Genomic DNA, 13,205 nt, shown 5'->3' with positions numbered 1-13,205 from the left:
TCAGGCGAAGATCAGGTACAGGGCGCCGAAGAGCGTCGCCGCCACGACGAGCCGTTCGAACAGCCGCTGCGACAGACGCGGCGCGAACCACCGCCCGAAGATCGCCGCGGCCACGACGATCGGGGCGAGCACGAGGTCGAGCAGCAGTCCCTCCGGGGTGATCAGACCGAGGCCGACGGAGAACGGCACCTTCGAGATGTTCACGATCGCGAAGAACCACGCCGCCGTGCCGAGGAACTCCTTCACCGGCATCCGCGCCGCGAGGAAGTACATCGACATCACCGGGCCCGCGGCGTTGGCGACCATCGTGGCGAAGCCGCCGAGCGTGCCGTAGGCCGCCGCGGCCACCCTCGGGGCACGACCGCTCGCTGCTGCGCTGCCGAATCGGCGTCGCAGCAGCGTGAACGCGACCACGACGAGCAGGATGACACCGATCACGCGCGTGACCGCGGTGTCGTCCGCGACGGCGAGGAACGCCACGCCGAGAAGGATGCCGACCCCCACCGCGGGCGCGAGCCGCACGAGCGCCCGCCAGTTCACGTCGCGGCGGTACGCGATGAGCGCGATCATGTCGGCGAGGATCAGCAGCAGGAGGATGGTTCCGGTCGACTGCCGCGCCGGCAGCACCGCGGCGAAGATCGCCACGGCGATGGTCCCGGATGCCGGGACGGCGGTCTTCGACAGACCGATCACGACTGCGGCGACGCCGAGGAGCACCCATGCTCCCGCGCCCAGGTCGATCACGTCAGGCCCGCCGCCCGGAGGGCGTCCTCGGCGAGACGAGCCGAGCGCGCGGCATCCGTCATCCACAGCGGCGCGACGACGGGACGGATGCCGGCATCGGCCACGCGCGCGGCCGCGCCGGCGTCCTCCTCGGCCAGGAGCCACGCGTCGAGGAGACCGGAGGGATCGCGGCGGGCGCCGTAGTGCGCGGCGACGGCGGCAGCGTCGGTGTCGACGCCGATCGCGGTGAGGCAGACATCCGCCATCCCGCGCACGACCCGGCCGCCGATGATCGGCGAGACGCCGACGACGGGGGCCGCGCTCGCACGCACCGCGTCGCGGATGCCGGGGACGGCGAGGATCGGCCCGATCGAGACGACCGGGTTCGAGGGGGCGAGCAGGACGACGTCGGCGTCGGCGATCGCGTCGATGACGCCCGGCGCGGGGACGGCCTCGGCGATGCCGGGGTTGTCGAAGCGCAGCGGGCGGAGGGCGGCGCGGTGCCGCGTCCACCACTCCTGGAAGTGCACGACCCGTTCGGATCCGGGTTCTCCGTCCGGCGCGTCGGCGGCGACGGTCACGCGGGTGTCGACCTCGGCATCCGTCATCGGGATCAGGCGCGCTCCGAGGCTCCATCGGCCCCCGAGCCGCGCGGCGACCTCGGTCGGCGTGGCGCCCTCGCGCAGCCAGCCGGTCCGGGCGAGGTGGGTGCCGAGGTCGAGGTCGCCGAGGGTGAACCACGGCCAGCCGGACCCCCAGGCCTGCAGCTCGGCGCTCACCCGCTCGCTCTCGCCCGCGCGCCCCCAGCCCCGCTCGGTGTCGCCGACGCCGGCGAGGGCGTACAGGAGCGAATCGTGGTCGGGCTGCAGGCGGACACCCGAAAGCCACAGGTCGTCGCCGGTGTTGACGACGACGGTGAGGCGGGCCGCTGTGTCGTCGATCCCGCGCGCCCGGAGGGCGGCACGGACGCCCAGGACGAAGCGCGATCCGCCGACACCGCCGGCGAGGACCACGATGCGGGGGCCGCCCGCGCGGGTCATCCGCGGTCGTACGGCGGCAGGGGGACCGCGCCGGTGCGCGGGGCGAACTCGTCTTCGGCGTGCGGGAGCGTGAAGCGCGCGACGGCGTCGATGAGCGCGTCGACCGTCTGCTGGTCGGCGATCACGTCGACCTCGAGGCCGGCCTTCAGGGCATCGCTCGCGGTGCGCGGGCCGATCGCGGCGATGATCGTGCTCTCGGGGACCTCGGGGAACTGCTCGTGCACCTGCTCGGCGACCGAGCCGCTCGTCACGAGGATCGCGTTGATGCGTCCCGACCGGACATCCTCGGCGATCCGCTCGGTGACCGGCACACCGACGGTGCGGTACGCCACGACGCTGCGGACCCGATGACCCGCCTCGGAGAGCATGTTGGTCAGCACGGGTTTGGCGATCTCGCTCCGGAGGGTCAGGATGTCGCGCGCCTGCGGCTCGAGCCCGATGAGCTGCTCGGCCATGCCGGCGGCGGAGTTGTCCTGCTCGGGGACGAGGTCGACGCGGTACCCGACCGCGAGGAGCGCGGCGGCGGTGGTCTCGCCGACCGCGGCGACCTTGGTCGACGCCGGGATGGCGGCTCGATAGGCGTAGAGCACGTCCACGGTGGTCGCACTCGTGACGGTCAGCCAGTCGAAGCGACCGGCGGCGAGGTCCGCGAGCGCGTTGTCGAGGCTCGCCTGGTCATTCGTCGGCGCGAAGTTGATGAGCGGGGCGATGACGGGCGTCGCACCCTGACGGCGAAGGGTGGCGGCCACGCCGTCTCCCCACGGGCCGCCGCGGGGCACGAGCACGCGCCAGCCCGCCAGGGGCTTGGGCGGACGGTGTGCTGCGGCAGAATTCATGACATCGACTCTCGAGGTGCTCGGTCGGCCGCCCTCACCTCGAGCAGCCGCCACGCGGGACGAATCGGGTTCGCGCGGTCGGCAGCATCGCTCCATTGCACTGCCTTGCATGCGAGCATACCCCCGGCCGCGTGGCTCGCGGACGATCCGCCGCCGGGGTCAGGGTCGCGTCAGCGTGCGTAGCCGCGGACGAGCGCCCACACCGCGGTGCCGATCAGCGCGGCCGCACCGACGACGGCGACCGCGGCGAGGCCCGGTTCGCGGCGGCGAAACTCGCGCGCCTGGGCGACCTTCTCGTCGACGACGTGGCTCACGCGGCGCGGCACGTTGGCTTTCACCTCGATCGCGGCGAGGGCCGCCTTCAGCTCGGCGCGCGCCTTCTCGACGGGATCGGTGATCCCGAGCGGGACCCCCGTGCGCGGCACCGGGATCGGGGTCCGGGAGTTCCTCAGGTCAGAGTCCATCACGGATCGCCTCCACATCTTTCGCGAGCGCCTCAGCGGGGTTCTCCGCCTTCGCCATACGGCGGAAGCGGAGGATGCCGAAGAGCGCGAGCACACCGGTCAACAGGAGCATCGCCAGGAAGAGCACCAGCGCCGACAGCCACACGGGCCACCATGACGACAGGCCGGCGATGATGAATGCGCCGAGGGCCGGGATCGACCAGAAGAGCACGACGAGGGCGGCGACGAGCCACCCTGCGCCGATGCCGGCATCCTTCGCCGTGCGCTTGACCCAGCCCTTGGCCGCGTCGATCTCGGCGACGACGAGGTTGCGGACGAGTTCGGGGATCTCGCCGACGAGAGTGAAGATCGAGTCGTCGGCGCGATCACGGAAACCGCGCGGGGTCGTCATGTCAGGAACCACTGCCTTCGGTCGAGAGGTCGTCGGCGGCCTGCTTCGCGGCGCGAGCCGACACCTTCGCGGTCTTCTGGATCTCGTCGGCCGATTCCGCACCCGCAGCTTTGACGCGTTCGACGCGCTCCTCTGCCGTACCCTTCGACGCTGCGGCCTTGGTGACCTTCACTGCGGAGTTCCACAGGGTGCTGGGGAGAGCCATCGCCGCGGACGCGGCGAACTCCTTGACCTTCACGACCTGGCGCTGCACCGGTTCGGCGCTCCACACCTTGTCGGCCTGGGTCTTGATCTGCTCGTAACGCTCGCGACCGGCGCGCGTGCCGAGGACGTACCCGACGGCCAGTCCGAGGACCACTCCTGCTTTGCCCCTCATGGGGTCTCCTCACGATCGGTTCTGCGCTGGAAAGTGAGTCCCAGAGTAGCGGCGTATGCCGATTCCGGCATCCACCCTTGACATTGCCGGCGATACCGGGTTCACTGCCCGCGCTCGGCCGCGAACAGGCGCGCGCGGCGGACCCGTTCGGTCTCGTCCGCGGCGTCGGCGACCACGCGCGCGAGACCGCTTCCGGACACCCACGCGCCGACCACTCCGAGCCCGTCGACCCCAGCGGCACGGGCGCGGATCTCCTCCGCCTCCTCGGGCTGTCCGAGGGCGGATGCGGGCCGCGCGAGCTCGAAGCGGGCGCGGTGGGCGTCCGCGACGGTCGGGAGGTCGACGCCCAGGAACGCCTCCGCCTCGGTGCGCGCGAGTTCGATCGTCTCGGCGTCGCCGAGCGCCGCCGTCGCGGGGGCCTGAAGAGAGGAGCCGAAGGCGACGGTGACGAGCTGACGCCCGGCGCCGAGCGCTCCGGTGAGCCACGGCCAGCGTGCCGACTCGACGACCACACTGTCGGCCGCGCCCGTCCCCGGCACGGCGTGCACGGTCGCGGCCCGCGGCGCGGCATCCGTGTCCGGTGTATCGACGACGAGGGTGACCACCTCCCGGGCGACCGAACGCGACGTCCCGAGGTCGCGGCCGAGAAGTCCGCCGAGCAGGCGCCGCGCATCGGTCTCGCCGGTGGCGACGATCACGAGGTCGGCGACGCGGGTGGGGGACGACTCTCCCTCGTCACCCTCGTCGTCCACGAGCACATGGTCCTCGTCCACGGCGACCTCGTACACGTCGCCGACGCGGACGATGCGCTCCACGCGCGTGCCGGTCTCGATCTGCACGTCGCGCTCGACCAGGCGCGCGACGAGCGCGTCGACGAGCTGCGGCATCCCGCCGTCGAGGCTCTTCAGCGGAGTGCTCTCCCCCTGCTCGGCGCGTTCGGCGCGCAGCTCCGCGACGGCGGCCTGCAGCGATCCGGTGCGCGTGAGCGCGGCGTTGAGCTTCGGCACGGCGTGCCCCACGTCGATCTCGTCGGGTGCCAGCCCGAACCCGCCGACGCTGAGGGGAGCGACCAGGCGATCCACGACGTCCTGCCCCATCCGGGCGCGCACGAGCGTGCCGAGGTTGCGCTCGCTGCCGATCGTGAGCGGGGGGCGCACGCGGTCGAGATAGGCGCGCCAGGTGCCGCCCCATCCGATCACCGCGCGCACGGACTCGTCCCACGCGTTCTCGGGGATGCCGAGGATCGTCGTCTCCGGCGCGGGCACCGCCCCGACCTTGGGCACGCGCGCGATCCAGGTCGCGGTCTCCGCAGCCTCGACGACCCGGTCGGTCAGACCCGCGTCGTCGACGAGCTCGTCCACGGCACCGCCGCGCGACGACCAGCCCCACGGGCCCGCACTCACCGTGGTCCCGGCCAGCTCGACGCGTCGGAGCGTGCCGCCGAGCTCGGGCGCGGCCTCGAGCACCGTGACGGCCATGCCGACCTTCGCGCACTGCCATGCCGCGGCGAGGCCCGCCAGGCCTCCGCCCACCACGACCACGCGGGTCTCGCGGGCGCGGGCGGCCAGATCATCGACGGTCATTCCGGTTGCACTCACGGCATCCATCCTTCCATTCGGACCTCCCCGCCACCTGGACGCGCCGGCGCGGCATGATGGAGCGCATGACGCTGCACATCACCGGGGACGCCGCGGCCGACGAGCTGCTCACCGACGACCCGCTCGCGCTCCTCATCGGCATGCTGCTGGACCAGCAGGTCGCGATGGAGGTCGCCTTCGCGGGTCCGCTGAAGATCCGCGAGCGCACGGGGGCGATGGATGCCGCAGCCCTCGCCGGCTACGACCCGGACGCGCTCGTCGAGGCCTTCCGCGAGAGCCCCGCGGTGCACCGCTATCCGGGGTCGATGGCGGGGCGCGTGCAGTCGCTCTGCCAGGCGGTCGCCGAGGACTGGGACGGGGACGCCGCGCAGATCTGGACACGGGACGACCCCGACGGCGCCACGGTGCTGAAGCGCCTGAAGGCCCTCCCCGGCTTCGGCGAGCAGAAGGCGAAGATCTTCCTCGCGCTCCTCGGCAAGCAGTACGGCTTCACGGGCGACGGATGGCGCGAGGCCGCGGGCGCGTACGGAGACGAGGGATCCTTCCGGTCGGTCGCCGACATCGTGTCGCCGGAATCGCTCGCGAAGGTGCGCGAATACAAGCGGGAGATGAAGGCCCGCAAGGCCTGACGGCGCTTAGCACAACCAGCCTGTCCTCCGAAAGGGGGACAGACCATGTCCACGAGCCTGGGTTAGCCTGTCGGAGTTCTTCATCGAGGACCTGATCGGTGCGCGTGCGCGGCCGAATGACGAGAGGAAGTGGACGCATGAAGTTCGCCATGGGTGCTGACACGCTGAGCGTGCTGACCAAGACCACCTCGGGCTCCAGCGACGATCTCGCCACGCTGGTGCGCCAGCTGCTCGAGGCGGCCGAGCCGCTCGAGGGCCGCTTCCAGGGCGCCGGCCGCTCCGCCTTCGATCGCTTCAAGGCGCGCACCGACGCGATCTCCGGTGAGCTGAAGGCATCGCTGGACGCCGTCCTCGTCGGTATCGGCGGGATGAACCGTTCCTTCCTCGAGGGCGAGTCCGCCATGGTCGACTCCACCCAGTCGCTCGAGTCGGGGTCGCAGTTCGACGCCGCCCGTTTCGGATCGCGCTGAGCGCAGAGAGGACGATCACCATGGTCAATCAGGGCGACCGTCGCGACTACGACATCGCGGCATCCCAGAACGCACAGGACAACTTCAACCGCGTCGCATCGCAGCTCGAAGCCGTCATCGACCAGCACGACCGCGATGTGCAGGCGGCGATGGCCGACTACACCGCGGAAGGCGTGTCGGAGGACTACCGCGCCAAGGAGCTGCGGTGGAAGAACGCCGCCGCCGAGGTCCGCGGCATCATCCAGACCCTGCGCTCGTCCCTCGAGCGCAACGATGAGTCGGCGCAGGATGCCCTCCGCAAGGCCCGCGCCGCTGTGGAGTCGATCGGCTGAGCCGGTCTGAATCGAGCCCATGACGAACTGGAGTATTCAGCCGTCGGGGGTCGCCGAAGTTCTCCAGTCCGTCAACCCGCACGCCGAGGCGCTCGGGACGGCGCTGGCTGAGCTCGCGCCGGCCCTCGAACTCGCCGTGACGGCGACGCAGTCGCCTGCCATCTCCGAGGCGGTGCAGTCCTACTTCCAGCAGGAGGAGGCACCGCGCATCCGGGCGATGAACGAGCGCATCGGCGCGGCGGCGAACGGCGTGGTCACCGCCACGCAGGCGTATGTCACCGGAGACCTGGAGATGGCCGCCAACGCGCAGTCGGCCAGTGTCGCCGCGATCTTCCCGCCCTCGCTCCCGCGGGGGGTGATGTGATGGCGACCGCGATCAATCCCGACGCCATCCCCGGCGCCGACCTCGATCCCGACACGATCGAGGCGCAGGCCGGCGTCGTCACCTCCGTCGCATCGCGCGTGCGCGAGAACGGCTCGGACGTCCACCTGAAGTGGCAGGGCATGGCGGGGGTGTACTCCGCTCCCGAGTCGGGGCGTCTCCTCGGCCTCATGCAGCCGGTGTCGTCACAGGCGACGGCCGTCGGAGACAACCTCGACGTCGTCGCCGGGGCTCTGAAGCGCTTCGCCGCCGACATCCGTCCGATCAAAGCGGAGCTGGACTCCCTCCGCGCCCAGGCTGTCGCGTTCAACGCCGAGATCGCCGGCGGTGTGAGCGTGCGCGAGGTCAACCCCGCGTGGATCACCTCCCAGTCGGGCTACGGGGGCGCGGCCTCCTACTCGTACTCGTCGTCGTCGCTCGGCGGCGGGTCGACCTCGACCGCCGACATCCCGCAGTACCGCACAGTCAGCAAGGAGTGGCACGAGGTCCAGTCCTACGTCGACCGCAACAACGACCTCATCGGTCAGGTCAACGCGCAGCAGACGGCCCTGTGGGAGGCCGAGCGCGCGTGCGCCAACACGATCCGCGCGCTCTACGGCGCCGCGGGCCTGCGTGCCTACCAGTCCGAAGACGACGCGCTCGGCTACGGACTGTCGGAGATCCCCGAGGGCACCGAGATGCCGTGGGGCGCCGAGGTGGAGCGCACCGAGGGCTGCGGTGAGGCCACCGCGAAGTTCGTGTTCAAGGACTTCCTGTGGGAGGGCATCGCCGTCGGCGGCGTATGGGGGACGATCGAGGGCCTCGGCACTCTCGTCCTCGGCTACAACCCCGAGACGGGCGACTGGTTCTCCGGCGACGCCTACGGTGCCGCGTGGGGCAACCTCGGCATGCTCGGAGCCGCCGGGCTCATGAACAGCGGGCTGCTCGCCCCGATCTTCCAGGCCGATTCCCTCGCCCAGTCGATGGGCGGGGACGGATTCCTGCCGCAGGAGGTGCGCGACTTCAAGGCGGATGCCGACGAGGTCGCCGTCAACACCGGCAAGGCGCTCATCGCGTGGGACAAGTGGGCCGATGACCCGGGTACCGCGCTCGGCGAGAGCGTGTTCAACGTCGGCACGATCCTGATCCCCGGCGGCGCCGCCGTCGCCGGTGTGAAGACGGCCGGGACCGCGGCATCCGTGCTGTCGAAGATGTCGCGCGCGGTCGATGTGATCGACCCCGGCGCGTGGGCCGTCAACGGCGCGACGCGCCTCGGCTCGCTCGGACTCGGCAGCCTCGACAACCTCATCGGCAAGGTCGACGGGTTCGAGTCGCCGAACATCGAGGTCTACACCGCCACCGACGCCGCGTCCGGCATGCGCCTCCTCGACGACTTCGGGGTCGACCCGAACACCGTCACCGCACGCGTGGACGGCGCCGGCAACAACGTCCTCGAGTTCCCCGGCGGAAAGATCGAGATGCCCGCGGGTACCTTCGACAACGCCGCAGGCGGCGCAGTGCGCGCCGGCGACGGCGGGGCGGAGACCTCGGTCGCGGCTCCCGTCCGCGAACCCGAGCTCGTCACATCGGGCGGCGCGCGCGGAGAGACGACGCCTGGAGCGGTGAACTCCATCGTCGACGACGCCCCCGTCCGCACCGAGACCGGCGGCACCGGTGGCGAGTCCACGGTCGTCCGCGAGCCCGAAACCGCCACGGGCGGCGACGCATCCGGAGGCGAGGGTCCGGGCGGATCCGGTGGTTCCGGCGGGGAGGGCTCCGATCTCTCCAGCGGAGGACCGGACGATGTTCCTCCCCCGGGTGGAAACGGTGGCGACCCCGCTCCCGCCGCGGCGGGAGACGAGGGTGGATGGCGAAGCTCCGAAGGGGCCGACCTCAGCCTCGACCCGGCGCAGCGCGCCGCCGTCGACGAGTACCTCGCCGGATCCCGCGCCGCCGAGCCGCGCATCACGGCCGACATGCAGGCCGTTCAGGATCTGCACCCCGAAGCACGGATGGAAGGCCTCGAGTATCGCCTCAAGGGCGACGAGTCGATGTACCGGAAGGTGGCCACCGAACTCGACCAGATGGCGCCGGGCGCGCCGGCCGGTCCGGTCGTCGGCGGGATGAAGGACAGCATCCGCTACACCTTCGTCGTCGCCGAGGATTCCTACACCGCCGGCGTGAACGGCATCATCGGCGACCTCTCCGCGCGCGGATACGAGCCCGTCGGGGCGCTCAAGAACACCTGGGGCTCCGACGGATACCAGGGCATCAACAGCAACTGGGTGGACCCGCAGAGTGGCCGCATCATCGAGGTGCAGTTCCACACGGACGCGAGCCTCGCCGCGAAGATGGACGCGCACGGGCTGTACGAGCAGTCCCGACTCCCGGGGGTCGACAGTGAGACCCTTGCGCAGCTCAACGCGGAGCAGGCGGACATCTTCGGACGCGTGGATCGCCCCGACGGGGCCGCCGACATCGACTGGCCGGCGCCGAGCCGCGGGGTCGGCATCGACGACCACGCGTTCTTCACCGGAGCCCTCGACGACCAGGGCTGGTCGACGGCCGAGGCGAACACGATTCGACGGACCCCCCTCAGCGATCTGACCGACGCGCAGGCCGAGGGTATCCACCAGTTGCGTGAGTCCGTCCCTCCCGTCACACCAGGAACTCCGATGTCGAAGGTGATCCCCATCGACGACATCGACAAGTACATCGGCGGGGAGTACTCGCAGCTGGGCGGGTTCATGACGCGCGCCGGCGACTACGACGGGGGGAGTCGCTCCCTCGCCGAGGTCGTCGACGAGCTTCGCCTCGACTACACCGACAGTCCGTTCACGCGCCCGGACGCGGACCGGTTCGCGGTCATCGACTTCGAGGCGGGGGCCGGGGTGTCCTTCGACGTCCCGTACGGACCGCGCCTCGGTGGTGACCACGATTGGCCCGCACCGTTCACGGGCAACGGGTTCACGGCTGCCGGGAGCGATGTGATGGTTCCTGAGTTCGTTTCTTCCGGCCGCTTCACTCCGCCCGAAGGCGCGGTGATCTCTGTCGTGGAGAATGGCTCCAAGACCCCGGTCGCGGTTTACACGAACGGTGAGTTCCGGCGAATCGGAATCGGAGGGGCGCAGTGACGAGCGGATTGCGGCGTGACGGCCTGTACGGGCGTCTGGATGGGGTCCTGTACGCCGCCAATCGCGACACCCGGGGCGATCTCGTGGTGACGTCCGACGATCCGGCGACCCTCGAGCACGGGTTCGAGGATCGCTACGGCGTCGGGACGTACACCCGGGCGGTCTCTCCGGGCGAACTCGACGAGCTGTTCTCGGTCTCCCACGAGGGGACCTATCGCGGGGCTGAGGTCTCGGTGGCCGTCAACGCGCGGGGGCGGGTGCTGGTCGGGACATCCCGTGCCGATCTCGCCGACACGCTCGATCTCCCGCGGGTCGACAAGGGCTGGTGGGAGCGCGAGATCGATCCCGACGACCCGGATCTGGTGATCCGCGAGGTTGTCGAGCGGCATCCGGTCGGCGGGACGGAGAACAGCGCACAGGCGGATGCCGGCATCGACCCCGACCGCTATTTCGCACAGTTCGGCCCCGACCGCACGCCGAACGGAATGCTGCGCCGCCACTTCACGCCGGCCGGTTTCGAAGACCAGGTCCTCCGGGACGTCGATGTCTGGGCTCCCGATCGCCACGCCAGCGTGCAGGCCGCGATCATCAACGCCCTCGAATCACCCCTGGAAGAGATCACCGCCGACCAGGCCCGCGAGTTCGAGCAGATGGTGGCGCGACGGAGCTACCGGCCGTTCTCGTCCTGATCCACAGTCCCGTCTCGAGCGGACCACGCTTTCCGAGAGATGTGGACACTTTGTCCACATCTCGGGACGCCGTGCCCAACCCGAGTGGCCCCGCCCCCTAGGCTGAGGGCACACTGCCGAAGGGGGATTCGTGCTGCTGCCGTTCCTGATCGTGGGCGGGGTCGGTCTGGCCGTCCTGCTCATCTCGCTGATCGTCGGCGACATCTTCGACCACTTCGAGATCGGCGAGGGGGCGATCTCCGGCACCGCCCTCGGCATCGCCGCCGTCGTCTTCGGCGCCGCGGGGGTCTTCACCTCGCAGTCCGGCCTCGACACCATCTGGGCCTACGTGCTCGGCGCCGTCTTCGCGATCGCCGCCTACGTGCTCGCCCTCGTCGTCGTCAAGCGCCTGACCAAGACCTCCGACGGCGCACCGCTCAGCGCCATCGGACTCACCGGCGTCTCGACGTCGCCGATCTCCGCGTCCGGCGGCGAGGTCAGCCTCGACGGCCCCGGTGAGATCGAGCGGCGCCTCGCGTACTCCGACGAACCGATCGCCGAGGGTCTGCGCATCCGCGTCATCGCGCACAGCGGCACGCGCGTCAAAGTCATCCCCGAGTAAGTCCCCTCGGGTACCACCCTGTCGTCCCCACTCCCCATCTCCGAGAGGACCCCATGTTGGACCCGCTCCTGATCCAGGTCATCGCGATCATCGCCCTCATCATCGCGGCGGTGGCACTGCTGATCTTCATCGCCCGCCGTATCCGTCGCGTGCCCCCGAACGAAGCCCTCGTCATCGTGGGCCGTGGCGCCGGGCGCGCCGCCCCCGGCGAGAGCGTCGGCCAGCGGGTCGTGATCGGCGGCCGCACCTTCGTCTGGCCGATCCTCCAGCAGGGCTTCTCGATCTCGCTCGAGCAGCGCCAGATCGGCATCACCGTCGAAGGTGTGGACAAGAACCGCATCAAGATCGCCATCAAGGCGTCCATCAACTTCAAGGTCTCGGGAACCGAGGAGGGCGTGCGCCGCGCCGCGCAGCGCTTCCTCTCGCAGCAGGGGACGCTGACCGACATCATCCGTGAATCCCTCGAGGGGTCGCTCCGCTCCATCGTCGGCGACATGACGATCGAGCAGATCATCTCCGACCGCAAGAGCCTGTCGGACCGCGTCGTCGCCGAGACGAAGGCCGACCTCGTCGAGCAGGGCCTCCAGGTCGACCTCCTCAACATCAGCGACATCTCCACGCCCGGCAGCGACTACCTCGCCAACCTCGGTCGCGCCGAGGCCGCGCGGGCCCGCCAGGTCGCCGAGGTCAGCGAGGCCGAGGCGTCGCGCGCGTCCGAGTTCGCCCGCATCGAGGCGCAGGAGCAGATCGCCGAGCGCCAGAAGGCCCTCTCGCTCCGCCAGGCCTCGATCAAGGCCGAGACCGACCGCGCGAACGCCGAAGCCGACGCCGCGGGTCTGTTCACCAAGGCCGAGCAGGATCGCCTGGTCGCCCAGCAGGAGCGCGAAGCGCTCGTCGAGCAGGCCCTCGTCACGCAGGAGCGCCTCGACATCGAGATCCGCAAGCCCGCCGAGGCCGAGGCGTACGCCGAGGTGCAGCGCGCGACCGCGCAGCGTGACGCGGCCAACGCCGCCACCGAGGCCGACGCGTTCAAGCGCACCAAGATCGCCGAGGCCAACAAGGTCGCCGCCGTTCAGGATGCCGAGGCCGCGGCCACGGCCGTGCGCCTGTCGGGTGAAGCCGACCGCGACCGCCAGGTGGCCCTCGCCGCCGGTATCGCCGCCGAGGGTGAAGCGCGCGCCGCCGCGACCCGCGCGGAGGGTGTCGCCGAGGCCGACGCGACCGACGCCAAGGCCGAGGCACTCAAGAAGTACGGCGAAGCCGCCCTCGCGCAGGAGATCATCTCGCGCCTGCCGGAGATCGTCCGCGCCGCCGCCGAGCCGATCGCCTCGATCGACACCCTCACCGTCGTCTCGACCGACGGTGCGTCCGAGATGACGAAGACCGTGGGCAAGGTCCTCGGCGAAGGCACCGAGGTCGTCAAGGGCCTCACCGGGCTCGACCTCTCCGCCCTCCTCCAGGGGATCGCCGCGCGCTCCACGGCGGGCGCCGGAGCGGGATCCGCCCCGAGCGGGGGTTCGACCTCGGCATCCTGAGTCGACGACGCGGGCGGTGTCCACGT

General features: G+C 71.0%; 15 protein-coding genes. 8 read left to right on the top strand and 7 right to left on the bottom strand.

All coding sequences use genetic code 11. The features are described 5' to 3' along the window. The 7 genes from LTL01_RS01705 to LTL01_RS01675 form a co-directional block, all read right to left on the bottom strand. On the bottom strand, positions 1 to 744 hold the full coding sequence (locus LTL01_RS01705; protein WP_236967147.1) for a sulfite exporter TauE/SafE family protein: 744 nt from the start codon (positions 742 to 744) through the stop codon (positions 1 to 3). Next, on the bottom strand, positions 741 to 1,763 hold the full coding sequence (gene cofD, locus LTL01_RS01700) for a 2-phospho-L-lactate transferase (RefSeq protein ID WP_236967146.1): 1,023 nt from the start codon (positions 1,761 to 1,763) through the stop codon (positions 741 to 743). The genes LTL01_RS01705 and cofD overlap by 4 nt, the downstream gene beginning before the upstream one ends. Next, on the bottom strand, positions 1,760 to 2,599 hold the full coding sequence (locus LTL01_RS01695) for a uroporphyrinogen-III synthase (RefSeq protein WP_053546994.1): 840 nt from the start codon (positions 2,597 to 2,599) through the stop codon (positions 1,760 to 1,762). Before LTL01_RS01695 ends, cofD begins: the two co-directional genes overlap by 4 nt. Before the next feature lie 170 nt (positions 2,600 to 2,769). Then, the gene (locus LTL01_RS01690; RefSeq protein WP_236967145.1) at positions 2,770 to 3,063 is read right to left on the bottom strand and encodes a hypothetical protein; all 294 of its coding nucleotides are present in this window, start codon (positions 3,061 to 3,063) and stop codon (positions 2,770 to 2,772) included. Then, on the bottom strand, positions 3,053 to 3,454 hold the full coding sequence (locus LTL01_RS01685) for a phage holin family protein (RefSeq protein ID WP_053546992.1): 402 nt from the start codon (positions 3,452 to 3,454) through the stop codon (positions 3,053 to 3,055). Before LTL01_RS01685 ends, LTL01_RS01690 begins: the two co-directional genes overlap by 11 nt. 1 nt (position 3,455) lies before the next feature. Further along, a complete protein-coding gene (locus LTL01_RS01680) occupies positions 3,456 to 3,830 on the bottom strand; it encodes a hypothetical protein (protein WP_236967144.1) in 375 nt (124 codons plus the stop codon). Positions 3,831 to 3,931: 101 nt separating this feature from the next. Then, entirely contained in the window at positions 3,932 to 5,437 is a 1,506-nt protein-coding gene (locus LTL01_RS01675) for a protoporphyrinogen/coproporphyrinogen oxidase (RefSeq protein WP_236967143.1), read from the bottom strand. A 56-nt stretch (positions 5,438 to 5,493) separates the two neighbouring features. On the opposite strand from LTL01_RS01675, the gene LTL01_RS01670 reads away from it, so the two are divergent. The 8 genes from LTL01_RS01670 (at position 5,494) to LTL01_RS01635 (ending at position 13,179) form a co-directional block, all read left to right on the top strand. Further along, on the top strand, positions 5,494 to 6,057 hold the full coding sequence (locus tag LTL01_RS01670) for an HhH-GPD-type base excision DNA repair protein (RefSeq protein ID WP_236967142.1): 564 nt from the start codon (positions 5,494 to 5,496) through the stop codon (positions 6,055 to 6,057). A gap of 137 nt (positions 6,058 to 6,194) precedes the next feature. After that, positions 6,195 to 6,527: a hypothetical protein gene (locus tag LTL01_RS01665; protein ID WP_236967141.1), complete on the top strand. Its 333-nt coding sequence runs from the start codon at positions 6,195 to 6,197 to the stop codon at positions 6,525 to 6,527. A 20-nt stretch (positions 6,528 to 6,547) separates the two neighbouring features. Beyond that, positions 6,548 to 6,859, top strand: coding sequence for a pore-forming ESAT-6 family protein (locus tag LTL01_RS01660; protein ID WP_236967140.1), 312 nt, complete (start codon positions 6,548 to 6,550; stop codon positions 6,857 to 6,859). Between the two features lie 19 nt (positions 6,860 to 6,878). Beyond that, positions 6,879 to 7,223 (top strand): DUF6507 family protein, encoded by a 345-nt coding sequence (locus tag LTL01_RS01655; protein WP_236967139.1) that lies wholly within the window; start codon positions 6,879 to 6,881, stop codon positions 7,221 to 7,223. Beyond that, positions 7,223 to 10,354 carry a hypothetical protein gene (locus tag LTL01_RS01650; RefSeq protein WP_236967138.1) on the top strand — a complete coding sequence of 1,044 codons (3,132 nt, stop codon included), beginning with the start codon at positions 7,223 to 7,225 and terminating at the stop codon, positions 10,352 to 10,354. The genes LTL01_RS01655 and LTL01_RS01650 overlap by 1 nt, the downstream gene beginning before the upstream one ends. Further along, the gene (locus tag LTL01_RS01645) at positions 10,351 to 11,043 is read left to right on the top strand and encodes a UCP033725 family protein (protein WP_236967137.1); all 693 of its coding nucleotides are present in this window, start codon (positions 10,351 to 10,353) and stop codon (positions 11,041 to 11,043) included. The genes LTL01_RS01650 and LTL01_RS01645 overlap by 4 nt, the downstream gene beginning before the upstream one ends. A 130-nt stretch (positions 11,044 to 11,173) precedes the next feature. Beyond that, a complete protein-coding gene (locus LTL01_RS01640; RefSeq protein ID WP_236967136.1) occupies positions 11,174 to 11,644 on the top strand; it encodes an NfeD C-terminal domain-containing protein in 471 nt (156 codons plus the stop codon). 53 nt (positions 11,645 to 11,697) lie between these two features. Next, complete coding sequence (locus tag LTL01_RS01635; RefSeq protein WP_236967135.1) at positions 11,698 to 13,179, top strand: flotillin family protein; 1,482 nt, start codon at positions 11,698 to 11,700, stop codon at positions 13,177 to 13,179. The last annotated feature ends 26 nt before the right edge of the window (positions 13,180 to 13,205 follow it).

The sequence above is a fragment of the Microbacterium aurantiacum genome (genome assembly GCF_021654035.1).
Taxonomy (GTDB): domain Bacteria; phylum Actinomycetota; class Actinomycetes; order Actinomycetales; family Microbacteriaceae; genus Microbacterium; species Microbacterium aurantiacum.
The sequence above is the reverse complement of the archived record's forward strand: the minus strand, read 5'-3'. Positions and strand labels throughout refer to the sequence as shown.

Coding starts and splice junctions, on each gene's coding strand:
- LTL01_RS01695 (WP_053546994.1), bottom strand. CDS start 2,599: ATGAATTCTGCCGCAGCACACCGTCCGCCCAAGCCCCTGGCGGGCTGG.
- LTL01_RS01685 (WP_053546992.1), bottom strand. CDS start 3,454: ATGACGACCCCGCGCGGTTTCCGTGATCGCGCCGACGACTCGATCTTC.
- LTL01_RS01655 (WP_236967139.1), top strand. CDS start 6,879: ATGACGAACTGGAGTATTCAGCCGTCGGGGGTCGCCGAAGTTCTCCAG.
- LTL01_RS01660 (WP_236967140.1), top strand. CDS start 6,548: ATGGTCAATCAGGGCGACCGTCGCGACTACGACATCGCGGCATCCCAG.
- LTL01_RS01665 (WP_236967141.1), top strand. CDS start 6,195: ATGAAGTTCGCCATGGGTGCTGACACGCTGAGCGTGCTGACCAAGACC.
- cofD (WP_236967146.1), bottom strand. CDS start 1,763: ATGACCCGCGCGGGCGGCCCCCGCATCGTGGTCCTCGCCGGCGGTGTC.
- LTL01_RS01690 (WP_236967145.1), bottom strand. CDS start 3,063: ATGGACTCTGACCTGAGGAACTCCCGGACCCCGATCCCGGTGCCGCGC.
- LTL01_RS01635 (WP_236967135.1), top strand. CDS start 11,698: ATGTTGGACCCGCTCCTGATCCAGGTCATCGCGATCATCGCCCTCATC.
- LTL01_RS01650 (WP_236967138.1), top strand. CDS start 7,223: ATGGCGACCGCGATCAATCCCGACGCCATCCCCGGCGCCGACCTCGAT.
- LTL01_RS01675 (WP_236967143.1), bottom strand. CDS start 5,437: ATGGATGCCGTGAGTGCAACCGGAATGACCGTCGATGATCTGGCCGCC.
- LTL01_RS01670 (WP_236967142.1), top strand. CDS start 5,494: ATGACGCTGCACATCACCGGGGACGCCGCGGCCGACGAGCTGCTCACC.
- LTL01_RS01680 (WP_236967144.1), bottom strand. CDS start 3,830: ATGAGGGGCAAAGCAGGAGTGGTCCTCGGACTGGCCGTCGGGTACGTC.